This is a genomic window from Pseudomonas putida, from assembly GCF_002025705.1.
Lineage (GTDB): Bacteria > Pseudomonadota > Gammaproteobacteria > Pseudomonadales > Pseudomonadaceae > Aquipseudomonas > Aquipseudomonas putida_J.
Window position 1 is genome coordinate 5952503 of the sequence record NZ_CP018846.1, and the last position, 22040, is coordinate 5974542.

Consider the following 22040-nt stretch of genomic DNA (forward strand, 5'->3'; position numbering starts at 1 on the left):
GTGGGAGTTGGGGCGCAGAGCGCCCCCGGCAATCTAAAGCCTTACATCGAGCCGAGGTTCAACGCCTGGGCACAGGCCTGCAACGAACGCCGCTCGCTCTGCGCATACAGCGCCAGCTCATCCTGCACCTGCAACCCCAGCGCTGCTTCGAAAGCCCCACGGTTGGCGTTGCTGCCATACTCCGCCTGGCCTTCATCGCCCAGATTCGACTGGAAGATCCCCGCCGCACTCACCGGCAGGAAATCCTCGTACACCAGCGCCTCGAAGTGCACATGGCCTGCCGCGATCAGGCCTTCCAGCGTTGTTGGGCGATCCGCTTGCTCACGTGCCGCCAGGCCTTTCTCGGTGGCGAAGTAACGGAAGTACGCCAACCCTTGCTCACGCATCTGTGCGAGGTCATCCGGGAATTCGGCGAAGCTTGCCTGCAGCAGTGCCATGTAGCGCTCGGCATTGGCCTCGGCCGGCGCGCCACCCAGGGCGGCTCGGGTGGCGTCCAGCAGCTTGTCGTACAGCTGGCGCCCCTTGGGCGTTAGCGCCGCGCCGCGCTGTTCGATCTCGCCGAAACGTGCAGTGTGGCTACCCTGGTGATCGCTGAACGCAACCTTCTCCTGCAGTGCCTTGAAGCTGGTCTGGCGCAGCAGGATCGGGTGGCGACGGGTAGGCGGGCCTTCGACCACGGCTTTGGGCGGGATGCCCTTGGCCGGCATGCCCACCTGGATCGCGTCAATGTCCAGGGTGCGTGGGGTCAGGTGATTGATGTGCGGGCCTTTGAAAGCCACCACGTCGGCAATCAGGCGGTGCTGGTCGTGCAGCTGCTGATACTGCTCGGCAGTGACCGTGGCGTCCTGGTGCCAGCGGAAGGTGTGCAGGGCCTCGCGGACGAATTCGTCGGCATCGGCTGCGTTCAGGCCGCCATCACGCTCGGATTGGGTGATCAGCTCCAGCGCGCGCGGGGTGAAGATCTTGCGCTTGGCCAGAATGCCTTGGGCCAGCTCACGCAGCGGCAGGTTGTCGATCAGCTCCAGGCGCAGCAACGAGGTGAACACGCGGAACGGGCTGACATGCAGCGACTGCTCGTGCACGGCGCGGAACGCGGTGGAGTGCACCGGCACGCCGGCAGAGCTTAGGTCGTAATAGCCGACCGGCGCCATGCCCATCACCGCGAACAGGCGGGCGATGGTTGCCAGCTCTTCGGCAGTGCCGACGCGGATGGCACCGTGGCGCTCCTGGTCCAGGCGCTCGATTTCGCCGGTCCAGCGCAGGGCCTCGGCCACTTTGGGCTGCTCTGCCATGACTTGCTGGTTGATTTCGCTCACCAGCTCAAGCAGCGTGCCGTACAGCGGCACTTCCTGTTTGTACATGAGCGACATGGCGGCAGAGAACTGCGCGCGGATGCTGTCTGGGCTGACGAAATCGTGGGCGGGCATCGCTAGCTTCCTGGGTAGGTTCGGACGCTTACATGAAAGCTGGGAATGCACTTGGCTCACAAGCGAAAAAAAGTGAGTCAGTCATTCCATTTCTGATCGACCTCAAGGGCCCTTTCGCGGCTAAAGCCGCTCCTACAGGGCCGCGCAAGGTTTGAACCTGTAGGAGCGGCTTTAGCCGCGAAGAGGCCATCAAACCAAAAGCTGCTCGCGAATCCATTCCACCAATGCCCTGACTTTAGGTACTTCTGCGGCATGCTCGGCATACGCCAGATAATGCTTCCCAGCACTAGGCATCGCATGGTTCCACGCAATGACCAAACTGCCCTCAGCCAACTCCTTCGCCACCAGGTACCGCGGCACCAACGCCACCCCACACCCGGCCTGCGCCGCGCTCAACGCCATATAGAACGTATCGAAGCGCGGCCCGTGGTAAGCGCTGACGCTGTGCAATCCCAGCTCCAGGAACCACTCGTGCCAGGCCTCCGGCCGCGAAGTGCTCTGCAGCAGCACCATGGCCGCCAACTCACCCGCATCCCCCAGCGCGCGCCCGGCCAGCAGCTCCGGCGCACACACCGGCACCACCTCTTCGCCGAACAGCTCGATACAGGTGGCCCCCGGCCAGGTGCCCTGGCCATAGAAGAACACCACATCCGCCGAGCCTTGCAGCAGGGCGAATGGCTCCATTTCGTTGCGGATGTCGAGGTGGATGTTCCCGTGGCGTTTGCCAAAACCCTTGAGGTGAGGGATCAGCCAGCGCACGCCAAAACTCGGTTGAGTGGCTACTTTCAATATCTCGGTCTGCTCGCCATAGGTGAGCACGTAGCGGCTGGACATGTCGACCTGGGTGAGGATCTTGTTGACCTCTGCCAGGTACAGGCTGCCAGCGGGCGTAAGTTGCAGGCGCCTGCGGATACGCAGGAACAGGTGGTGGCGCAGCATCTCTTCAAGCTGCGCCACCTGCTTGCTGACGGCACTCTGGGTCAGGTGCAACTCTTCGGCGGCACGGGTAAAGCTCAGGTGACGGGCTGCAGCTTCGAAGCACTGCAGGGCGGTCATGGAGGGCACCAGGCGTTTGGACATAGTGGTCTCTGCGGCTCAAATCATTACCTGACGGAATGATATGCGGAATAAAGGTCGTTTGTTGCACTGGTGTGATCGGATTAATACTGATCCACATCATTTTTCCACCCCATCACCCGATGTAGGAGAAGCACAAATGGTTGCTGGATTGCTCGAGCGCCTTGGCGTTGCCGCCGAGGTTTACACCCAGGGCGACTACCCTGTTCACACGCCGATCGACGGCAGCCAGATCGCCTCGGTGAAATTGCTCGGCAAGGCCGAGACCATTGCCCGCATCGATCAGGCCCAGAGCGCCTTCGAAGCCTGGCGCAGCGTGCCGGCCCCGCGCCGTGGCGAGCTGGTGCGCCTGTTCGGTGAAGTGCTGCGTGAGCACAAGGCCGACCTCGGCGAGCTGGTTTCGATCGAAGCCGGCAAGATCACCCAGGAAGGCCTGGGCGAAGTGCAGGAAATGATCGACATCTGCGACTTTGCCGTTGGCCTGTCGCGTCAGCTTTACGGCCTGACCATCGCTTCCGAGCGCCCGGGCCACCACATGCGTGAAACCTGGCACCCGCTGGGCGTGGTCGGCGTGATCAGCGCCTTCAACTTCCCGGTTGCCGTATGGGCCTGGAACACCGCGCTGGCGCTGGTAGCCGGCAACTCGGTGGTGTGGAAACCGTCCGAGAAGACCCCGCTGACCGCCCTGGCTTGCCAGGCGCTGTTCGACAAGGCCCTGAAGGCCTTCGGTGAAGCCCCGGCTGGCCTGGCGCAACTGGTGATCGGCGGCCGCGAAGCCGGCGAAGCCATGGTCGACGACCCACGCGTACCGCTGGTCAGCGCCACCGGCAGTACCCGCATGGGCCGCGAAGTCGGCCCGCGCGTTGCGGCCCGTTTCGGTCGCAGCATCCTCGAGCTGGGTGGCAACAACGCCATGATCCTGGCCCCAAGCGCCGACCTCGACCTGGCCGTGCGCGGCATTCTGTTCTCTGCTGTCGGCACCGCTGGCCAGCGCTGCACCACCCTGCGTCGCCTGATCGTGCACCGCTCGATCAAGGACGAAGTGGTTGCCCGCGTCAAAGCCGCCTACGGCAAAGTGCGCATCGGTGACCCACGCAAGGACAACCTGGTCGGCCCGCTGATCGACAAGCAGTCGTTCGATGCCATGCAGGGTGCACTGGCCAAGGCCCGTGATGAAGGTGGCCAAGTGTTTGGTGGTGAGCGCCAGCTGGCCGAGCAGTATCCGAACGCCTACTACGTGTCGCCTGCCATTGCTGAAATGCCGGCCCAGAGCGACGTGGTGCGCCATGAAACCTTCGCGCCAATCCTCTACGTGCTGGCCTACGACGACTTCGAAGAGGCCCTGCGCCTGAACAACGAAGTGCCACAAGGCTTGTCGTCGTGCATCTTCACCACTGACATTCGTGAAGCCGAGCGCTTCCAGAGTGCTTCGGGCAGCGACTGCGGTATCGCCAACGTCAACATCGGCACCAGCGGCGCCGAGATCGGCGGGGCGTTCGGTGGCGAGAAGGAGACTGGCGGTGGTCGTGAGTCTGGTTCCGATGCCTGGAAAGGCTACATGCGTCGCCAGACCAACACTGTGAACTACTCGCGCGAGCTGCCGCTGGCGCAGGGTATCGTGTTCGACTGATGGGTTGATGCTGCATGGCCGGGGGCCTTGCCCCCGGTTCGCGGGTAAACCCGCTCCCACAGGTACAACACAGCCTTCGAAACCTGTGATGTACCTGTGGGAGCGGGTTTGCCCGCGAATGGGCTGCAAAGCAGTCCCAAACAAGAACAAATAGCTGGAGCCGGGCCATGTCCGAACTGCGTCAACAATGCTTGTGGGAACACGTCAGCCAACCGACTGTCGCCAGCCAGGCCCTGGCCGGTGAACACAAGGCCGATGTCTGCGTGATCGGCGGCGGCATCACCGGCCTGTCGGCGGCCATCCACCTGCTCGAGCAGGGCAAGTCGGTGATCCTGCTGGAGGCCTGGAAGATCGGCCACGGCGGCTCCGGGCGCAACGTCGGGCTGGTCAACGCTGGCACCTGGATCCGCCCCGATGATGTCGAGGCGACCCTTGGCCAGAAGCAGGGCAGCCGCCTGAACAAGGTGCTCGGCGAGGCCCCGGCAGAAGTGTTCGCCATGATCGAACGCCTCGGCATCGACTGCCAGGCTCAGCACAAAGGCACGCTGCACATGGCGCACAACGCCACCGGTATCGCCGACCTTGAAGCCCGCCACGAGCAATGGCGCCGCCGCGGGGCCGACGTCGAGTTGCTGACCGGCAGCCAGTGCCAGGAGTACTGCGGTACCGACAAGATTTCCGCCGCGCTGCTCGACCGCCGCGCCGGCACCATCAACCCCATGGGTTACACCCAGGGCCTGGCCGCCGCCGTGGTGCGCCTGGGTGGCAAGCTGTTCCAGCAATCCTCGGTCGAGGGCCTTGAGCGTGACGGCGATGCCTGGCGGGTGAAGACCGCCCGTGGTTCGGTACGCGCCGACAAGGTGGTAATTTCCACTGGCGCCTACACCGAAGGCGACTGGAGCAACCTGCAGAAGCAGTTCTTCCGCGGCTACTACTACCAGGTGGCGTCCAAGCCGCTGCACGGCGCGGCAGCCGACAAGGTGCTGCCGCACGGCCAGGGCTCGTGGGACACCCGTACCGTGCTCAGCAGCATCCGCCGCGACGATCAGGGCCGCTTGCTGCTGGGCAGCCTCGGCCGGGTCGACAACAAGCCGGCCTGGTTCGTGCGCAGCTGGGCCGACCGGATCCAGAGCCATTACTACCCGGAGTTGGGCAAGGTCGAGTGGGAAATGCACTGGACTGGCTGCATCGACTTCACCCCGGACCACCTGATGCGGCTGTTCGAGCCAGCGCCGGGGCTGGTGGCGGTGACCGGCTATAACGGTCGTGGCAACACCACCGGGACCGTGATTGGCCGGGCGTTTGCCGAGTTTCTGCTGAAGGGGGAGGCGGACAGCCTGCCGATTCCGTTCTCGCCGATGAAGGGCGTGAGCGCGCCTTCTTTGCGCACCGCGTTCTATGAGTCCGGCTTCTCGCTGTATCACGCCGGGCAATGCTTGAGAGTTGTGCTGTAAGACGCTGCGCTCCTACAGGGCGCGGGCGGCAGGTCATTTGTGCAACCAGCTGAGGAAGCCGCCTTTCTTGATCGAAACCGGCTTCTGCAGCAACAGCGACTCCCGGTTCTGGCGCCGGAACCGTTGCAACTTGCTCAATGCTGTCTGCACCTCGCCCCGTTGCTCCAGGCAGCTCTTCACCTGTGCCTTGTCGATCCGATACAGCACGCAGCTGGTCAAGGTACGGAACTCAGCAAGCGAGTCATCTTCATCAATGATCCCCTCGATCCCCAGCACCTCACCCGGCCCCATGCGCCCGGCTTCCAGCAGCTTGTCACCATCACGCACCGACGCCGACACCACGCCACTGCCAATCACCAGCAAATGATCGGACTGCTCGCCCACCTCCAGGATCACCTGGTCGGCCAGGTACTCCACTGCGGTCATGCGTTGGCTCAACGCGTCCCGTTCCTCAGCGCTGAGTGAGCGGAACACCCGCACTTCGTCCAGCACTTCGCGCTGGCGACTGCGTGGCGGCACGGCCAGGTCGACGTTCCACATCACTCCGCTGGCTTCCAGGTGGCGGTGCGCCAGGTCGAACAGCTGGTTACGTGCGTCGGTCTTGCCGCCCATGTCAGCGATGAAGCCGCTGGCTTCATATTCCACCGATTCCAGCGTCGAGGCCTTCACCGTGACCTTGGGCTTGGGTGAGGCGAGGATCGCACTGGTGCCCTGCAGGGCTTTCTCCAGGGCATCGAAAACCCGCCTGGGGCGTACCTTGGCCGGCACCACCACACAGATCGACACCCCGTTCACATCGGCCGGGCGGCTGTGGTTGAGCAATCGCGCCTTGGCCGCTACCGAGTTGGGGATCACCGCCAGGCTGCCACTGCCGGTGAGCAGGCGCGTGGCGCGCCAGTCGATATCCAGCACCTTGCCTTCGGTGCCGTCGATGGAGATCGAATCACCTATCTGATAGGGCCGCGTGGTGTTCAGCACGATACCGCTGAAAACATCGGCCAAGGTGCTCTGCAGCGCCAGGCCGATGACGATGGCCATCACCCCGGAAGTGGCCAGCAGGCCCTTGACCGGCAGTTGCAGCACATAGCCCGCAGCGGCGACCACCGCCGCAAGGAAGATCAGCGCCCCCAGCACATCCTGCAGCAAGCGCCCGCCATGGCTGCCACGGGCCACCAGCAGCAAGCCGAACACCACGGTCACGGTGCGCGCGCCGAACAGCCACCAGCCGATCGTCAGCACTGTGGCGATCAGGTTGCGTGATACATCGTCGGGCCATGGCGGCGGCTGTAGCGGGCTCATGCCCGCGGCCACCAGCACCGAGCTGAACAGCAGGAAGATCACCAGTCGCGTGCCAATACGCCAGGCCCGGCGCTGGATCGGGATCAGTTGCCAGAGCACGAGGTCGAGCAGGATCAGGGCTGTACCGAGCAACAACGGGGACGACTGGATGAACGCCAGCATGGAAGTCTCGGGAGTGAGGGGAGGGCTGTGCGTAGTAATAGAGCAGCTTGCTCGGGCAAGCAATGAGGCCAGCAAATCCACTGCCAACAGATCGTTCTTTAAATGGAACGCTAAAGCCAAAAACCACTATCTACCGCTCCAAAGGTGTTGGTTTTAATCTTCTCCCATCAACGCGAAACACCCAACTTACTGAAAATCAAAACCCTTAGGAGCTACCACCATGACCCCATTCAAATACAACCGCCTGAACAAAGACGACGCTGCCGTGCTGCTGGTCGACCACCAGGCTGGCCTGCTGTCCCTGGTCCGCGACATCGAGCCGGACGCGTTCAAGAACAACGTGCTGGCCCTAGCGGACCTGGCCAAGTTCTTCAACCTGCCGACCATCCTCACCACCAGTTTCGAGCAAGGCCCCAACGGCCCCCTGGTGCCAGAGCTGAAAGAACTGTTCCCGGACGCCCCGTACATTGCCCGCCCTGGCCAGATCAACGCCTGGGACAACGAAGACTTCGTCAAGGCAGTGAAGGCCACCGGCAAGAAACAGCTGATCATCGCCGGTGTGGTAACCGAGGTGTGTGTAGCTTTCCCGGCGCTGGCGGCCCTGGAAGAAGAGTTCGAAGTGTTCGTGGTGACCGATGCTTCCGGCACCTTCAACGCCATGACCCGCGACGCCGCCCACGACCGCATGAGCCAGGCCGGCGCGCAACTGATGACCTGGTTCGGCGTGGCCTGTGAGCTGCACCGCGACTGGCGCAACGACATCGAAGGCCTGGCCGCGCTGTGCTCCAACCACATCCCGGACTACCGCAACCTGATGACCAGCTACAACGCCTTCAACGCCAACAAGTAAGCCGGGCGCCGGGCGCCGCCAGTCGGTGCCCGGCAAGGGCAGCACACCTATCCAATCCTCCGCCCGTCCGCCGTCGCACAGTGGATGCGGGCAAGCTCATCCCAAGGAACGCCGATGAACACCGCATTCCAAGACAACCGCAACGTGGTGACCCTGGTCATCCAGCACAAGCCCCGCGCCGAGTCGCTGGCGGCCTACGAAGAGTGGCTCAAGCGCACGGTAAGCACCGCGCGCCGCCAGCCAGGGCACCTGGACGTCAACGTCATCCGCCCTGACGAAGGCGGGCTGCATTTCACCACCGTGGTGCGCTTCGCCGACGCCGGGCTGTTGCAGGCCTGGGTCAACTCGGCCGAACGCCAGGCGTTGGTCAACGAAGTACTGCCATTGCTCGACGGCGGTGACCACACCCAGGTGCACGATGACCCGGAGTTCTGGTTCACCCCGCCAAGCGTCAACGCGGCGCAACCGCCGCGCTGGAAACAGGCGCTGCTGACCTACCTGGTGATCTGCCCGATGACTATGGTCATCCCGCAACTGCTGGCGCCGTTGTTCGCGCGCTTCCCGCAGTTGGGTGGCCCGATCAGCGGCAACCTGATCGTCAACCTGTTCGTCATCCTGCCCGTGGTGTTCTACATCATGCCTTGGGTAACCCGCCGCTGCGCCAACTGGCTGCGGGGCTGAGCCACGCCTTCACCTTCAACCTTTCAAGGAGATACCGACATGACCACTCTCGTTACCCGCGACGGCACTTCGATCTACTACAAGGACTGGGGCAGCGGCAAACCAGTGCTGTTCAGCCACGGCTGGCCACTGGATGCCGACATGTGGGATTCGCAGATGGAGTTCCTGGCCAGCCGCGGTTACCGCGCCATCGCCTTCGACCGCCGAGGTTTCGGTCGTTCCAGCCAGCCGTGGAGCGGTTACGACTACGACACCTTCGCCGACGACATCGCCCAGCTGATCGAGCACCTCGACCTGCGTGACGTGACCTTGGTGGGCTTCTCGATGGGGGGCGGTGATGTCAGCCGCTACATCGCCCGCCACGGCAGCGAGCGGGTGGCCGGGTTGGTGCTGCTGGGCGCGGTGACGCCGGTATTCGGCAAGCGCGACGACAACCCCGAGGGTGTCGATCTGTCGGTATTCGAAGGCATTCGTGCTGGCCTGCGTACTGACCGTGCGCAGTTCATTGCCGATTTCGCTGCGCCGTTCTATGGCATCAACCATGGGCAGCAGGTGTCCCAGGGGGTGCAGGCCCAGACCCTGAACATTGCGCTGATGGCCTCGATCAAGGGCACCCTGGATTGCGTGACCGCGTTTGCGGAGACCGACTTCCGCCCGGACATGGCCAAGATCGATGTGCCGACCCTGGTGATACACGGCGATGACGACCAGATCGTGCCGTTCGAGACCACCGGCAAGCAGGCTGCGGAGCTGATTCGTGGGGCTGAGCTGAAGGTGTATGCCGGCGCGCCGCACGGGTTTGCGGTGACTCATGCCCAGCAGCTGAATGAGGATTTGCTGGCGTTCTTGCAGAAGTAAGTTGTGGGAGGCATTCGCGGGTAAACCCGCTCCCACAGGTACAGCTCAGGCTTCAAGGCTTGTGATCCTCCTGTAGGAGCGGGTTCACCCGCGAAGAGGCCCGCCCAGGCAGCACAAAGCTTGAACAGGGCTAACCTTCTACAGCTCACCGCACATCCATCCAAGCCCTGACCCTGCGTCAACCGGCATGCTCCACAGTTGCGCCTGCCGCCGCCCCCAGACGGAGAAGACCATGTCCCAGGACCGCAACGACAAGACCCGTCGCCAGTTCCTCGCTTCCAGCACCGTGCTAGGTGCCGCCGGCGCTCTCTGGTCTGCATTGCCCTTCACCGGCCAAGCCGGTTCCGTTCACGCATCCACCCAAGGAGGTTCCATGACCGCCGACCTGATTCTGTTCAACGGCAAACTGCACACCGTTGACCGCGAAAAGCCCACCGCTACCGCCGTCGCCATCAAGGATGGCCGCTTCATTGCCGTGGGCAACGACGCCGAGGCCATGGCCCACAAGGGCAGCGCCACGCAGATCATCGACCTCAAGCAGCGCACGGTGATCCCGGGCCTGAACGACTCGCACCTGCACTTGATCCGTGGTGGCCTGAACTACAACCTGGAACTGCGCTGGGAAGGCGTGCCGTCGGTGGCCGATGCCCTGCGCATGCTCAAGGACCAGGCTGCGCGCACGCCGACGCCGCAATGGGTGCGTGTGGTCGGTGGCTGGAACGAATTCCAGTTCGCCGAAAAACGCATGCCGACCCTGGAAGAAATCAACCAGGCTGCGCCCGACACCCCTGTGTTCCTGCTGCACCTGTATGACCGCGCGCTGCTCAACCGTGCTGCGCTCAAGGCCGTTGGCTACGACAAGACCACGCCGAACCCGCCGGGTGGCGAGATCCAGCGCGACAAGTTCGGCAACCCGACCGGCATGCTGATCGCCCGCCCGAACGCGATGATCCTGTACGCCACCCTGGCCAAAGGGCCGAAGCTGCCACTGGAGTACCAGGTCAACTCCACCCGCCAGTTCATGCGCGAACTGAACCGCCTGGGCCTGACCAGCGCCATCGATGCCGGCGGCGGCTACCAGAACTTCCCCGACGACTACCAGGTGATCCAGGAGCTGGCCGACAACAACCAGCTGACCGTGCGCATCGCCTACAACCTGTTCACCCAGAAGCCCAAGGAAGAGCTCGACGACTTCCGCAAGTGGACTTCCAGCGTCAAGCTGCACAGCGGCACCGACTTCCTGCGCCACAACGGCGCTGGCGAGATGCTGGTGTTCTCCGCTGCCGACTTCGAGGACTTCCTCGAGCCGCGCCCGGACCTGCCGCAGACCATGGAAGAAGAGCTGGAGCCCGTGGTGCGCCACCTGGTCGAGCAACGCTGGCCATTCCGCCTGCACGCCACCTACAACGAATCGATCACGCGCATGCTCGACGTGTTCGAGAAGGTCAACCGCGACATCCCGTTCAACGGCTTGCCGTGGTTCTTCGACCACGCCGAAACCATCACCCCGCAGAACATCGAGCGCGTGCGTGCGCTGGGCGGCGGTATCGCCATTCAGGACCGCATGGCCTTCCAGGGCGAGTACTTCGTCGACCGTTACGGCGCCAAGGCTGCCGAACAGACGCCGCCGATCAAGCGCATGCTCGACATGGGCGTGCCGGTGGGTGCCGGTACCGACGCCACCCGTGTGTCCAGCTACAACCCATGGACTTCGCTGTACTGGCTGGTCAGCGGCAAGACCGTTGGCGGCATGGAGCTGTACCCGGAAGGCCTGAGCCGTGACACCGCGCTGCAGCTGTTCACCCAGGGCAGCGCCTGGTTCTCCAGCGAGCAGGGCAAGAAGGGCCAGATCAAGGTGGGCCAGCTGGCCGACCTGGCGGCACTGTCGCTGGACTTCTTCAGTGTCGATGAGGAAGCGATCAAGGGCATCGAGTCGGTGCTGACCATCGTTGACGGCAAGGTGGTGTACGGCGCGGGCGAATTCGACAAGCTCGGCCCAGCGCAGGTACCGGTACTGCCGGAGTGGTCGCCGGTGGTCAAGGTGCCGGGGCACTGGCGTGTGGGCACGCCGTCGCTGGCGGCCGCCGTGCACCAGTGCAGCGGGCCATGCGGGGTGCATGCGCACAGCCATGAAAAGGCACGGCATTCGAGCGTGCCGGTGAATGACTACCAAGGCTTCTGGGGCGCGCTGGGTTGCTCGTGCTTCGCCTTCTAAGCTGAGCTGATGTGAAAAGGGGGCCGTCATGGCCCCTTTTTTGTCTGTCAGGATTGCGCGATCCCCTGTAGGAGCGGCCTTGTGTCGCGAAAGGGCTGCATAGCAGCCCCAGCAATTCCTGCAGTGTCGCCAATATTCTGGGGCTGCTATGCAGCCCTTTCGCGACACAAGGCCGCTCCTACAGGGGATGGCGCCAACCTGTGGTGTCAATGGTGAGCCTTGTGCTCTGCGCCAGCCAGCAGATGGCGGATCTTCACTTCGACCCCATCGGTCTGCAGCATCCGCACCTTCGCCTCGATCTTCAGCTCTCCCCGGGTCACCCGATGGTGATGCCGCAAATGCTCCAGCCATGACTCTTCGAAGAAGAACTCCAGCCACAGTGAAGGGTCAGCACTGTCACGCATCAACCCCCACGACAATGCGCCATTGCGCTTGCGCATCGCCTCCAGATCGCGTGCCGCCAGCTGGAATGCCTCAGCCTTGGCCGGCTCGATGTGGTACTCCACGGTGACCATCACCGGCCCGCTTTCCTTGTCCATGTCATCGCTCAGTATCGGTACCGGCCAGTGCAGCGACGGCGTCAGCTCTTCGGCCTCGGTCTCCGGCAAGGTGACCTTGCAGGTCAGCAACGTACCCAGCGCCAGGCCGCCTGCAGCCAGCAACAGGCTCAGGGTGATCGAAGCATGGCTGGCTAGCGTACCCCACAGCAAGCCACCGCTGGCCATGGCGCCGAAGAAGATCAGGATGTACACCGACAACGCCCGCGCCCGTACCCAGGCCGGTACCGAGGTCTGCGCCGCTACCTGCAGGTTGGACAGCACCGCGATCCACGCCGCGCCGCTTAGCAGCATCGCAGGCAGCAGCACATAGAAGTTGCGCACCAGCGCCAAGGCCAGCAAGAACAGGGCATACAGCAGGCTGGCAAGCATCACCAGGCGGTCACGGCTGATGCGCTCGCGCAGGCGAGGCAGCAGCGTGGCGCCGGCCACCGCGCCGATGCCGATGGCCGCCAGCAACAAACCAAAATCGGCTGCGTTGCCGTGCATTTCACCGCGCACGATCAGTGGCAGCAGCGAAGTTCCGGCGCTGGCGCAGAAGAAGAATGCCAACGCCCGCAACAGCACGGCCTGCAAGGGTTTGGCACTGCGTGCGAAGCGCAGGCCGGTGCGCATGGCGCCGACGAAACGCTCGGCCGGCAGTAGCGGCTCCTTCACCTCACGTTTCCACAGGAACAGCACCAGAATCACCCCGGCGAAGGAAACCGCATTCAAGGCAAAGGTCAGCCACGGGCCGACCAGGCTCACCACCACGCCGGCAAGCGCCGGGCCGATAGCGCGCGACACGTTGATGCCAACGCTGGAGATGGCCACGGCGTTGGCCAGGTCCTCCTTGCCCACCAGCTCCGGCGTCAGCGCGCTCCAGGCTGGCATCATCAGCGCGGTGCCGATGCCCAGTGCCAGGGTCAGTACCAAAAGCAGGGTGACGTTCATCAGCCCGAGCAGGGTCAGCGCCGCGAGTACCACGGCGACCGACGACATCCACAGCTGCACCAGCAGCAGGTAGCGGCGCTTGTCGACGATATCTGCTGCCGCGCCGGCCGGCAGGGCGAGGAAGAACATTGGTAGCGAGCCAGCCACCTGGATCAGTGCCACGTGCAGCGGGCTGGCCGATAGCGTGGTCATCAGCCAGCCGGCGCCCACCTCATGCATCCAGGTGCCGATGTTGGAGGCGATGGTGGCGATCCACAGCATGCGGAAGGTGGTGTTGCGCAGCGGGCTCCAGGCACCTGAAGGGGAATTGCTCATGTCAGAAGCTGCCTTTGAGTGGGTATTCGATGATCAGGTAGATGCGGTCGAGGTCATCGCCGGCCTGGGCCTGGTTGGCGCGGTGGCTGACGTGGGAGAACGATAGGCTGAGGTCTTTGGCGGCACCGGACTGGACCACGTATTTCAGGTCGACGTCGCGTTCCCAGTGCTTGCCGCCCTGGCCTTGCTGGCCCACATAGGCACCGCCGGCCGGGGCATGACTGCCGTCGATGCCACGGCCGCTGACATAGCGGCCCATCAGGCTCAGCCCAGGGACGCCGAGGGTGGCGAAATTGAGGTCGTAGCGCAGTTGCCACGAGCGCTCGCCGGGGCCGTTGAAGTCGGCGTACTTGATCGAGTTGGCCAGGTAGATGGAGTCGCCACCGACAAAGTCGAACGGCGTGTCGCCTTCGACCTTCTGGTAAGCCAGGGTCAGGGCCTGGGCGCCGAAGCTGTACTTGGTCAGCAGGCTGTAGGCGAGGGTGTCGATCGCCCCGGCGCTGGCGTTACCGGTGTCACGGGTCTTGTAGAGATTGCCGTCCAGGCGCCAGTTGCCCTCGGCGAGGTTGAGGTTGAGGTAGGCCTGGCGCCAGGTGTTTTCCAGCTGCCCGGCGTACAGCGCGCCGCCGAATGGGCCGTGCGGCGCAAAGGTGGCTCCGGCCAGGCTGATGGCGCGGTTATTGGTGGTGGCGCCATAGCCGCTGAAATCGTCGTGGGTGGAGCTGTTGGCCTGATTGTTGAAGGCCGTGAAGCGCCCGGCCTGCAGGCGCCAGTCGGGCAGATCGGTGTTTTCCACGAACCAGCCGGTGGCGTATTCCGGGTGCAGACGCTTGTCGCCGGTGTCGAACACAGGTGTTTCGACGGTCATCTCGCCGTAGCGCAACTGGGTGTTGCCCAGGCGCAGCTTGAGCGCGGCGCCGGCACTGGAGTAGTCGGACTCAGCCCGGCCATCGCTGTCGCGTGGCAGCAGGCCGGTGCCGGCATGGCCGCGACCGCCGTCGAGCTTGAGCCCGAGGAAACCATGGGCGTCGAGGCCGACACCGAGCGTGCCCTCGGTGAAGCCCGAGCGGACTTCGCCGATGAAGCCTTGGGCCCACTCCTGGCGGTAGTTCTGGCCGCTGGCGGAGGGCGAGCGGAAGTCGCTGTGCAGGAAGTAGTTGCGGTTGAGTAGCGACCAGCCGGCATCTTCGGCATGGCTGAATGCCGGGTAAAGGGCGAGGGTGGCGAGCAGGGCGCGGCCTGGTCCGTGATTGGCGCGGATCATGGGGCCTCCAAGGGGGATGATCCGAGACTGTGGAGCAAGGATAGGCCAGGGGTCTTGTAACTGTGTGCTGGAACATATGCTCTACCTGTACTGGCCTCTTCGCGGGTAAACCCGCTCCCACAGGATCACCACAGGCCTGAGGTCTGCGCGGCCCCTGTAGGAGCGGGTTTACCCGCGAAGAGGCCAGCACAGACAGCCCAAGGCTCAAGCCATGTCGCTGATGGCGAACTCCTCGGCCAGGTGATCGATCAGTGCCCGCACCGACGGCAACAACCCGCGTCGCGACGGGAAGATCGCATGGACGATGCCGCAACGCGGATGCCAGTCAGGAATCAGCTCAACCAACCGGCCAGCCGCCAGGTCTTCGCGCACGGCCACTCGCGGCAGATGAGCAATGCCCACGCCAGCTACCACGAAATGGCGCAGGGCAAACAAGTCGTCAGTCACCATGCGCGGGGTATGCGGGATTACGATGCTGCGGCTGCTGTCCTCACCCTGGAACAGCTCCCACTGGTACTCGCGCTGTGCACTGCCCCAGTGCAGGCTCGGCAGCGTACTGAGGAGCTGCGGGTCGAAGCCTTTGGGCAGTTGTTCCAGATACTGCGGCTGGCCGACCAGGCACTGGGTGCTGTTGCTCAGCACCTTCATCACCATGTCGGTGTTCTCCAGTGGCGGGAAGCGCACCCGCAGCGCAATGTCGAAGCCCTCGTGCAGCAGGTCGACACGGCGGTTGGTGCTCTCGATGAACAGCTCCACCTGCGGGTATTTGAGCATGTAGCGGGTCAGCATCGGCCCGACCCAGGAGTTGAGCAGGGTGGTCGGGCAACTGATACGCACCAGCCCGCGCGGCTCGCTGCGGTTGCGCTCGATGATCTCGGCCGCGCCCTCGGCCTCTACCCGCATGGCCAGGCAACGGTTGTAGTAGGCCTGGCCGATCTCTGTGAGCGAGCAGTGGCGGCTGGTGCGGTGCAACAGACGCACGCCGAGGCGGTCCTCAAGGTCGGCGATGCGCCGGCTGAGCTTTGACTTGGGCATGTCCAGCGCCCGTCCGGCCGGGGCGAAGCCACCGTGCTCCACGACTTGGGTGAAGTAGTAGAGGGAATTGAGGTCTTCCAATGGTCGTTCTCCAAATGGAACGCTAAAGGCAATTTTCGCAGTCTACCGCCGTAAAGGTGATGATTTTAATCTGTGCCCATCAACGCGAAACACCCCAGATTGCTGAAAAATTCATAAACGTCAGGAGCACAGACCATGAGCAAATTCACCTACAACCGCCTGAACAAAGACGACGCCGCAGTCCTGCTGGTCGACCACCAGGCTGGCCTGCTGTCGCTGGTCCGCGACATCGAGCCGGACAAGTTCAAGAACAACGTGCTGGCCCTGGCCGACCTGGCCAAGTTCTTCAACCTGCCGACCATCCTCACTACCAGCTTCGAGCAAGGCCCCAACGGCCCCCTGGTGCCAGAGCTGAAAGAACTGTTCCCGGACGCCCCGTATATTGCCCGCCCTGGCCAGATCAACGCCTGGGACAACGAAGACTTCGTCAAGGCGGTGAAGGCCACCGGCAAGAAGCAGCTGATCATCGCCGGTGTGGTGACTGAAGTGTGTGTAGCCTTCCCGGCGCTGGCAGCCCTGGAAGAAGAGTTCGAAGTGTTCGTGGTGACCGATGCTTCCGGCACCTTCAACGAAATGACCCGTGATGCTGCCCATGACCGCATGAGCCGGGCTGGCGCGCAACTGATGACCTGGTTCGGCGTGGCCTGTGAGCTGCACCGCGACTGGCGCAACGACATCGAAGGGTTGGCGGCGCTGTGCTCCAATCACATTCCGGACTACCGCAACCTGATGACCAGCTACAACGCTTTGACTGCGGGTAAGTAATAGCGAGCAGCTCAAACATAGGAGGCCGGCCCCAACATGGGGCCGGCCTTTTTCGTTGCACTTTGTTCCAGCCTTCGATCCAACTTGGTTGCATTGTCAGCGTTTGATCCGAGCGCGAAGCCCGTTGTCAATCAGCGGCACTAACTGGATCAGGAACCCTGTCGATGGCTGAATCATCAGCGTTGGGTGAGACCTCCGCACCTCGGTTTGAGGGTGTGCATATGAAGATCAAGCATTCGATCAGGGCCACTGGAGACAGTGGCCCTTTTCTTTGGTTGGTATTGGCAACCCGCATCAGCACAACCTCTGCGGGCTGGACCTCAAATAGCCTGCGAAGATGATTTGGCTCTAGTTATCTGTGCCTTTTTGGGAAATTTCTTACATTGAGAACGGATGGCTTGATGGCGCCAAACGGGAAGGTGAAGAGCAGACTGGGCAGCCCGGAAATCCTCAGGAGTGCCTCGATGTGCTGCGCTAATGCTAGCTTGAAAGGTGTAAGGCCTGGCCTTACACTCAATCACCAATGATCAGGAGTTTCAGGCACAAGGGCCTGAGGCTCCTCCACCAGCAGCGTGACTCGTCTGAAGTGCGTGCAGATCATGTTAATCGCTTGCGGCGTTTACTTGCTTCGCTCGAGGTTGCACAAACGGCTGCAGACATGAACCGTCCCGGTTACCGTCTTCATCCCCTGCATGGAAAGCTGGATAGCTTTTGGGCAGTGAATGTCTCGGGGAACTGGCGTCTGGTGTTTCGCTTCGTTGGTTACGACGTGGAGCTTGTCGATTATCTGGATTACCACTAGGAGAGCTCAGTCATGCCTATGTTCGATCCTCCCCACCCTGGGGAGTCCCTGCGAGAAGACGTGTTACCCGCAATCGGCATGAACGTCTCTGAGCTAGCTCGCCACCTTGGCTATTCACGGGGGCAACTATCCACTGTGCTCAATGGGCGCGCCGCCATTTCAGCCGATCTTGCTTATCGACTTGAGCTGGCGGGACTTGGGCCTGCCCGGCAGTACCTTGCTGAGCAGGCAGCTTACGATCTCTGGCAAGCCGCGCACCGTGAGCATCCTCAGATAGCGCGGCTGGTGATCGCCTGACGTCTCAATCCGCATCCGAATCAAACAACCGGGCCAACTCCACCCGCGCCTCCTTTGCCGTCTGCATCACCTTGGCGCGGTCATCGCGCACGAGCCCCTGGGCTTCCAGCACTTCCTCGTCATGCTGGGCAAACCGCTCGATCCGGTCCGCCGCCTGCTCGTCGCTCAAGCCCAACCCGACCAGCGCCCGGCGGGTCATCTCGAGGCTGGAGTAGAACGTCTCGCGAATCGGTTCGGCGCCTACATCCGCCAGCTTGTGTACATGCTGGCGGTTGCGCGCCCGGGCCAGCACTTTCAGGTGCGGATACTGGCGCTTCACCCGTTCAGCGGTATGGATGGCAGCCTCAGGGTCGTCGATGGTGATGATGAAGTATTCCGCCTCACCCACCTTGGCCGCATGCAGCACCTCGGGGCGCAGCGGGTCACCGTAGAACACCGGTACTTGTTCGAACATACGCGTCATCTCGATGGTGTCCACCGAGGTTTCCAGGGCAATGAACGGGATCTTCTGCGCCCGCAGGATGCGCGCGACGATCTGGCCCATGCGGCCCATGCCAACGATAACCACCCGCGGCGTGCCGGCGTCGATGGTCTTGTATTGCTCGGGCACTTCCCGTGCCGGTTGCGGGCGTTTGAGGGCACGGGCGCAGCCGAGCATCAGCAGCGGCGTGATGGCCATCGACAGGGTGATGGTCATCAGCAGCAGGTCGTAGGTCTGGGTGTCGAACAGGCCTTGGTCCTTGCCCAGCTTGAACACCACGAAGGCGAACTCACCACCGGCCGCCAGCACCATGCCCAGGCGCAGTGCGCTGGCGCTGTTCAGGCCGCCGGCGAGGCGGCCGACGCCGATCAGCAGCACCAACTTCACAGCCACCAGCAGCAGGGTCAGGCCGAGCAGCACCAGTGGCATTTCCAGCAACAGGCTAAGGTTGGCGCCCATGCCGACACTGATGAAGAACAGCCCCAGCAGCAAGCCCTTGAACGGTTCGATCTGCGACTCAAGCTCGTGGCGGTATTCCGAGTCAGCCAGCAGCAGGCCAGCGAGGAAGGCGCCCAAAGCCATGGAGATGCCGGCTTCTTCCATCAGCCAGGCAGTACCGATCACCACCAGCAGCGCGGTGGCGGTGGACACCTCCGGCAGGCCGGTACGGGCCACGGTGCGAAACACCGGACGCAGCAGGTAGCGGCCACCGATGATGACCACGGCGATGCTGGCGAACACCTTCAGGCCGTGTTGCAGGCTGTCGCCATGGCTGGTGTCCGGGCCGCTGGCGGCCAGCAACGGGACCAGGGCGATCAGTGGGATCGCGGCAATGTCCTGGAACAGCAGGATGGCGAACGCCAGGCGGCCATGGGGGGCGTTGAGCTGCTTGGTTTCGGCAAGGCTCTGCAGGCCGAGGGCGGTGGAGGACAGCGCCAGGCCCAGGCCGAGCACGACGGCCGCCGGCAGCGACTGGCCGAAACCGAACAAGGCGATGGCGCCGATCACCGCGCCGGTCAGCAACACCTGGGCAGTGCCGACGCCGAACACCGACTTGCGCATAAGCCACAGGCGCTTGGGCGACAGCTCAAGGCCGATGATGAACAGCAGCAGGACCACGCCCAGCTCGGAAATGTGCGCGACGCTTTCGGTGTCGCGGATCAGGCCCAGGGCTTGCGGACCGATGGCTACGCCAGCGAGCAGGTAACCGATCACGGCCCCCAGTTGCAGGCGCTTGGCCAGGGGAACGGCGACGACCGCGGCGAGCAGGAAGATCACCGCGGTTTGCAGAAGGCTGCCTTCGTGTGGCATTGGCTCGTACTCCATGAGCTGCCGGGGCAGCGTTTGAACAGTTTGGCGGACAATTCTGGAGGTTGGGGGAGAGTCAGACAATCTGCCTGGAGGGAGAAAGATTGTCCCGGAAAGCGGGACAGCCTGTGCTGGCCTCTTCGCGGGTAAACCCGCTCCTACAGTTACGGCGCCGCGCTCAGGAACTGTGTAATTCCTGTGTGAGCGGGTTTACCCGCGAAGAGGCCGGCACAGGAAACACCCCACTCAAACCCCACTCAAACCCCGCCAAACTGCGCCCGATACTGCGCCGGTGTCATGCCGATACGCTCGCAGAACACCTTCCTCATATGCCGGTCGCTGCCAAAGCCGCAGCGCGCCGCGACCACCTTCAACGGCAGTTCGCCACATTCGAGCAACTTGCGCGCCTGGTCGATCCGCGCGTTCTGCAGGTACTGCAACGGCGTGATCCCGACCTCGCGCTGAAAGGTCCGGGCAAAGTTGCGCCCACTCATGGCCACCAGGTCGGCCATCTTCTGCACCGTAAATGCCTGGTCGATATGGTCGACGATGTACGCCTGCACCCGGGCAATCGGCGAGCCGTCCCGGGGCACCGCCGCCAGCAACGGCCCGTAAGGCGTCTGCCCGCCCTGGCGGTGGCGCGCCACCAGCAGCACCTTGGCGACTTCCAGGGCCAGCGCCTTGCCGTGGTCCTCGGCGACGATGGCCAGCGCCAGGTCGATGCCCGCCGTGATGCCGCCAGAGGTGATCAGGTTGCGGTCCATCACGTAGATGTGCTCAGTTTCGACCTTGGCCTCGGGAAACGCCTGCGCCAGGCGCTCCACATAGTTCCAGTGGGTGGTGCAGCGATAGCCGCCAAGCAACCCGGCGCGCCCAAGCAGGAACACTCCGGTGCAGACCGCACCGAAGCGCCTGGCGCCGCGTACGGCCTCAGGCAACCAGCGCTCCAGTTGCGCCAGGGCGACGTCATAGGCACCCGGCCCGCCTGGCACCAGCAGCAGGTCGATGCCGGCCGGCAGTTCATCCAGGCGCAGGTCGGCCACAACCTTCAGGCCGCACGATCCACGAATCGGGTGCAGGTCTTCGGCCACAGTGAGCAGCCGGTAATGTTTGTCTTCAGGCAGGAACCGGTTGGCAATGGCAAAGGTGTCCATCGGCCCGGTCACATCCAGCAATAGCACATCGTTGAACAGCACCATGGCCACGGTGCGTCGAGCGTGTTTTTCCTGCATACCACTATCGCCTTGAATGCCGGCCGCCCGCAGCGGCCTGAAGCTGAATACGAAACGCATCTTAAGGTATCGGCAAGAAGGACAGGGCCAGCAGTGCGCGATTAAGAACAATTCAGCTTTGGCTCAGGACTTTGTCATGTGCCGGCGGCCAGACTTGCTCCATTGAACAGGAGAGTCGCCATGCACCCTGGGACGCCCCAAGAGCCACTGCCACCCCCCGGCGCGCTGACGCCGGCGCGGTTGCGCCAGGCCAAGGAACTCATGCTGCGCAGTTCGCTGTCGATCATCGAGATCGCTGCCGTGTGCAACCTTACCCGCAGCCATTTCTCCCGTTCCTTCAAGGTCAACACCGGCCTTTCGCCACAAGCCTGGCGCCTGCTGGCGCGCATGGAAAAAGCCAAGCGCCTGCTCGTCACCGAGGCACCGATTACCCACGTGAGCCTGGAATGCGGCTTCTGCGACCAGGCCCATTTCACCCGTGCCTTCAGCCGCTTGGTCGGCCAGCCGCCCAAGGCCTGGCGCCAGGCGCAGGCCCATCCTTAAGCCGGATCTATCCGACGGTATAACCCCGCGGGATAAGCCCTTGAATGAGCCCCGGCCCGTTTTCCCAACCCAAGGAGTCACCCCCATGAGCCAACCTGATTACAAGCGCCTGAACAAAGACGACGCCGTGGTGCTGCTGGTCGACCACCAGACCGGCCTGATCTCGCTGGTGCAGGACTTCTCGCCCAACGAGTTCAAGAACAACGTCCTGGCCCTGGGCGACCTGGCCAAGTTCTTCGGCCTGCCGACCATTCTCACCACCAGCTTCGAGCAAGGCCCCAATGGCCCGCTGGTGCCGGAGTTGAAAGAAATGTTCCCGGACGCGCCTTACATCGCGCGCCCTGGCCAGATCAACGCCTGGGACAACGAAGACTTCGTCAAGGCGATCAAGGCTACTGGCCGCAAGCAACTGATCATCGCTGGCGTGGTAACGGATGTGTGCGTGGCTTTCCCGACGCTGTCGGCATTGGCTGAAGGCTTTGAAGTGTTCGTGGTGACCGATGCCTCAGGCACCTTCAACGAGACCGTGCAGCAAGCAGCCTGGGTGCGCATGACTCAGGCGGGTGCACAGATGATGAACTGGTTCTCGGTAGCCTGTGAGCTGCACCGCGACTGGCGCAACGACATCGAAGGGCTGGGTAACCTGTTGTCGCAGCGCATCCCCAACTACCGCAACCTGATGAACAGCTATGCGGCGTTGAGCGCCCGTTGATGTAAACCCGTACCGGCCTCTTCGCGGCGGTTCGACGCCTCGATAAACCCGCTCCCACAAGG

General features: G+C 63.3%; 19 protein-coding genes. 11 read left to right on the forward strand and 8 right to left on the reverse strand.

Annotated features, from left to right (window positions below; translation table 11 throughout):
* Window positions 1-41 precede the first annotated feature (41 nt).
* A complete protein-coding gene (locus BUQ73_RS26865; RefSeq protein WP_079230347.1) occupies window positions 42-1427 on the reverse strand; it encodes a VOC family protein in 1386 nt (461 codons plus the stop codon).
* 189 nt (window positions 1428-1616) lie between these two features.
* Window positions 1617-2507 (reverse strand): LysR family transcriptional regulator, encoded by an 891-nt coding sequence (locus BUQ73_RS26870; protein WP_079230348.1) that lies wholly within the window; start codon window positions 2505-2507, stop codon window positions 1617-1619.
* 136 nt (window positions 2508-2643) lie between these two features.
* Between BUQ73_RS26870 and BUQ73_RS26875 the strand changes: the two genes are divergently transcribed.
* Window positions 2644-4134 carry an aldehyde dehydrogenase family protein gene (locus BUQ73_RS26875; protein ID WP_079230349.1) on the forward strand — a complete coding sequence of 497 codons (1491 nt, stop codon included), beginning with the start codon at window positions 2644-2646 and terminating at the stop codon, window positions 4132-4134.
* Window positions 4135-4301: 167 nt separating this feature from the next.
* Complete coding sequence (locus BUQ73_RS26880; protein WP_079230350.1) at window positions 4302-5588, forward strand: NAD(P)/FAD-dependent oxidoreductase; 1287 nt, start codon at window positions 4302-4304, stop codon at window positions 5586-5588.
* A 33-nt stretch (window positions 5589-5621) separates the two neighbouring features.
* On the opposite strand, the gene BUQ73_RS26885 is transcribed toward BUQ73_RS26880, so the two are convergent.
* Window positions 5622-7049: a mechanosensitive ion channel family protein gene (locus BUQ73_RS26885; RefSeq protein ID WP_079230351.1), complete on the reverse strand. Its 1428-nt coding sequence runs from the start codon at window positions 7047-7049 to the stop codon at window positions 5622-5624.
* 220 nt (window positions 7050-7269) lie between these two features.
* On the opposite strand from BUQ73_RS26885, the gene ycaC (BUQ73_RS26890) reads away from it, so the two are divergent.
* The 4 genes from ycaC (BUQ73_RS26890) (at window position 7270) to BUQ73_RS26905 (ending at window position 11653) form a co-directional block, all read left to right on the forward strand.
* Window positions 7270-7899, forward strand: coding sequence for an isochorismate family cysteine hydrolase YcaC (gene ycaC, locus BUQ73_RS26890; RefSeq protein WP_079230352.1), 630 nt, complete (start codon window positions 7270-7272; stop codon window positions 7897-7899).
* Between the two features lie 114 nt (window positions 7900-8013).
* Window positions 8014-8580 carry an antibiotic biosynthesis monooxygenase gene (locus tag BUQ73_RS26895; protein ID WP_079230353.1) on the forward strand — a complete coding sequence of 189 codons (567 nt, stop codon included), beginning with the start codon at window positions 8014-8016 and terminating at the stop codon, window positions 8578-8580.
* 39 nt (window positions 8581-8619) lie between these two features.
* A complete protein-coding gene (locus BUQ73_RS26900; protein WP_079230354.1) occupies window positions 8620-9438 on the forward strand; it encodes an alpha/beta fold hydrolase in 819 nt (272 codons plus the stop codon).
* 373 nt (window positions 9439-9811) lie between these two features.
* Window positions 9812-11653: an amidohydrolase gene (locus BUQ73_RS26905; protein WP_192858734.1), complete on the forward strand. Its 1842-nt coding sequence runs from the start codon at window positions 9812-9814 to the stop codon at window positions 11651-11653.
* Between the two features lie 206 nt (window positions 11654-11859).
* Here BUQ73_RS26905 and BUQ73_RS26910 read toward each other — a convergent pair whose 3' ends face one another.
* The 3 genes from BUQ73_RS26910 to BUQ73_RS26920 form a co-directional block, all read right to left on the reverse strand.
* Window positions 11860-13458 (reverse strand): MFS transporter, encoded by a 1599-nt coding sequence (locus tag BUQ73_RS26910; RefSeq protein ID WP_079230356.1) that lies wholly within the window; start codon window positions 13456-13458, stop codon window positions 11860-11862.
* A 1-nt stretch (window position 13459) separates the two neighbouring features.
* Complete coding sequence (locus BUQ73_RS26915; protein WP_079230357.1) at window positions 13460-14722, reverse strand: OprD family porin; 1263 nt, start codon at window positions 14720-14722, stop codon at window positions 13460-13462.
* A gap of 204 nt (window positions 14723-14926) precedes the next feature.
* On the reverse strand, window positions 14927-15838 hold the full coding sequence (locus BUQ73_RS26920; protein WP_027916985.1) for a LysR substrate-binding domain-containing protein: 912 nt from the start codon (window positions 15836-15838) through the stop codon (window positions 14927-14929).
* 135 nt (window positions 15839-15973) lie between these two features.
* On the opposite strand from BUQ73_RS26920, the gene ycaC (BUQ73_RS26925) reads away from it, so the two are divergent.
* The 3 genes from ycaC (BUQ73_RS26925) (at window position 15974) to BUQ73_RS26935 (ending at window position 17702) form a co-directional block, all read left to right on the forward strand.
* Entirely contained in the window at window positions 15974-16603 is a 630-nt protein-coding gene (ycaC, locus tag BUQ73_RS26925) for an isochorismate family cysteine hydrolase YcaC (RefSeq protein WP_079230358.1), read from the forward strand.
* Window positions 16604-17126: 523 nt separating this feature from the next.
* Complete coding sequence (locus tag BUQ73_RS26930; protein WP_079230359.1) at window positions 17127-17405, forward strand: type II toxin-antitoxin system RelE/ParE family toxin; 279 nt, start codon at window positions 17127-17129, stop codon at window positions 17403-17405.
* 12 nt (window positions 17406-17417) lie between these two features.
* Window positions 17418-17702: a HigA family addiction module antitoxin gene (locus tag BUQ73_RS26935; protein ID WP_079230360.1), complete on the forward strand. Its 285-nt coding sequence runs from the start codon at window positions 17418-17420 to the stop codon at window positions 17700-17702.
* Between the two features lie 4 nt (window positions 17703-17706).
* Here the strand turns inward: BUQ73_RS26935 and BUQ73_RS26940 are convergent, their stop codons facing one another.
* A complete protein-coding gene (locus BUQ73_RS26940) occupies window positions 17707-19494 on the reverse strand; it encodes a monovalent cation:proton antiporter-2 (CPA2) family protein (RefSeq protein WP_079230361.1) in 1788 nt (595 codons plus the stop codon).
* 254 nt (window positions 19495-19748) lie between these two features.
* Window positions 19749-20723 carry a GlxA family transcriptional regulator gene (locus BUQ73_RS26945; RefSeq protein ID WP_079230362.1) on the reverse strand — a complete coding sequence of 325 codons (975 nt, stop codon included), beginning with the start codon at window positions 20721-20723 and terminating at the stop codon, window positions 19749-19751.
* 180 nt (window positions 20724-20903) lie between these two features.
* Here BUQ73_RS26945 and BUQ73_RS26950 point away from each other — a divergent pair, with 180 nt between their 5' ends.
* Together BUQ73_RS26950 and ycaC (BUQ73_RS26955) are read left to right on the forward strand one after the other, a co-directional pair.
* Window positions 20904-21266 (forward strand): helix-turn-helix domain-containing protein, encoded by a 363-nt coding sequence (locus tag BUQ73_RS26950; RefSeq protein WP_079230363.1) that lies wholly within the window; start codon window positions 20904-20906, stop codon window positions 21264-21266.
* A gap of 85 nt (window positions 21267-21351) precedes the next feature.
* Window positions 21352-21978 (forward strand): isochorismate family cysteine hydrolase YcaC, encoded by a 627-nt coding sequence (ycaC, locus tag BUQ73_RS26955; protein ID WP_004375560.1) that lies wholly within the window; start codon window positions 21352-21354, stop codon window positions 21976-21978.
* Window positions 21979-22040: the final 62 nt, after the last annotated feature.

Coding starts and splice junctions, on each gene's coding strand:
- BUQ73_RS26865 (WP_079230347.1), bottom strand. CDS start 1,427: ATGCCCGCCCACGATTTCGTCAGCCCAGACAGCATCCGCGCGCAGTTC.
- BUQ73_RS26870 (WP_079230348.1), bottom strand. CDS start 2,507: ATGTCCAAACGCCTGGTGCCCTCCATGACCGCCCTGCAGTGCTTCGAA.
- BUQ73_RS26875 (WP_079230349.1), top strand. CDS start 2,644: ATGGTTGCTGGATTGCTCGAGCGCCTTGGCGTTGCCGCCGAGGTTTAC.
- BUQ73_RS26880 (WP_079230350.1), top strand. CDS start 4,302: ATGTCCGAACTGCGTCAACAATGCTTGTGGGAACACGTCAGCCAACCG.
- BUQ73_RS26885 (WP_079230351.1), bottom strand. CDS start 7,049: ATGCTGGCGTTCATCCAGTCGTCCCCGTTGTTGCTCGGTACAGCCCTG.
- ycaC (WP_079230352.1), top strand. CDS start 7,270: ATGACCCCATTCAAATACAACCGCCTGAACAAAGACGACGCTGCCGTG.
- BUQ73_RS26895 (WP_079230353.1), top strand. CDS start 8,014: ATGAACACCGCATTCCAAGACAACCGCAACGTGGTGACCCTGGTCATC.
- BUQ73_RS26900 (WP_079230354.1), top strand. CDS start 8,620: ATGACCACTCTCGTTACCCGCGACGGCACTTCGATCTACTACAAGGAC.
- BUQ73_RS26905 (WP_192858734.1), top strand. CDS start 9,812: ATGACCGCCGACCTGATTCTGTTCAACGGCAAACTGCACACCGTTGAC.
- BUQ73_RS26910 (WP_079230356.1), bottom strand. CDS start 13,458: ATGAGCAATTCCCCTTCAGGTGCCTGGAGCCCGCTGCGCAACACCACC.
- BUQ73_RS26915 (WP_079230357.1), bottom strand. CDS start 14,722: ATGATCCGCGCCAATCACGGACCAGGCCGCGCCCTGCTCGCCACCCTC.
- ycaC (WP_079230358.1), top strand. CDS start 15,974: ATGAGCAAATTCACCTACAACCGCCTGAACAAAGACGACGCCGCAGTC.
- BUQ73_RS26930 (WP_079230359.1), top strand. CDS start 17,127: ATGATCAGGAGTTTCAGGCACAAGGGCCTGAGGCTCCTCCACCAGCAG.
- BUQ73_RS26935 (WP_079230360.1), top strand. CDS start 17,418: ATGCCTATGTTCGATCCTCCCCACCCTGGGGAGTCCCTGCGAGAAGAC.
- BUQ73_RS26940 (WP_079230361.1), bottom strand. CDS start 19,494: ATGCCACACGAAGGCAGCCTTCTGCAAACCGCGGTGATCTTCCTGCTC.
- BUQ73_RS26945 (WP_079230362.1), bottom strand. CDS start 20,723: ATGCAGGAAAAACACGCTCGACGCACCGTGGCCATGGTGCTGTTCAAC.
- BUQ73_RS26950 (WP_079230363.1), top strand. CDS start 20,904: ATGCACCCTGGGACGCCCCAAGAGCCACTGCCACCCCCCGGCGCGCTG.
- ycaC (WP_004375560.1), top strand. CDS start 21,352: ATGAGCCAACCTGATTACAAGCGCCTGAACAAAGACGACGCCGTGGTG.